The following is a 584-nucleotide window of genomic DNA, read 5'->3' as shown; positions in this document are numbered from 1 at the left end:
GAGACCGGCCAGGACGTGCCGAACGGGCAAGGCGGGATTCTCGTCGTCAAGCGTCCGTGGCCGGCGATGATCCGCACGATCTGGGGCGACCCGGAGCGTTTCAAGAAGAGCTATTACCCGGAAGAACTCGGCGGCACGCTGTATCTGGCCGGCGACGGCACCGTGCGCGACAAGGAGACCGGCTACTTCACGATCATGGGCCGGATCGACGACGTGCTGAACGTGTCGGGCCACCGGCTCGGCACGATGGAGATCGAATCGGCGCTGGTGTCGCACGAGCTGGTGGCCGAAGCGGCGGTGGTGGGCCGTCCGGACGACACGACGGGTGAAGCGGTCGTGGCGTTCGTGGTGCTGAAGCGCGCGCGCCCGGAAGGCGACGAAGCGGCGGCGCTCGCGAAGACGCTGCGCGACTGGGTCGGCAAGCAGATCGGGCCGATCGCGAAGCCGAAGGACATCCGCTTCGGCGACAACCTGCCGAAGACGCGCTCGGGCAAGATTATGCGGCGCCTGTTGCGCTCGCTCGCGAAGGGCGAGGCGATCACGCAGGATACGTCCACGCTCGAGAATCCGGCCATCCTCGAGCA

1 pseudogene is annotated in these 584 nt (G+C 67.5%); it reads left to right on the top strand.

The features are described 5' to 3' along the window. A pseudogene (locus tag CFB89_RS33870) lies at positions 1-584 on the top strand (AMP-binding protein); the annotation flags it as partial.

It is taken from the genome of Burkholderia sp. AU16741 (assembly GCF_002223345.1).
Lineage (GTDB): Bacteria > Pseudomonadota > Gammaproteobacteria > Burkholderiales > Burkholderiaceae > Burkholderia > Burkholderia sola.
The sequence above is the reverse complement of the archived record's forward strand: the minus strand, read 5'-3'. Positions and strand labels throughout refer to the sequence as shown.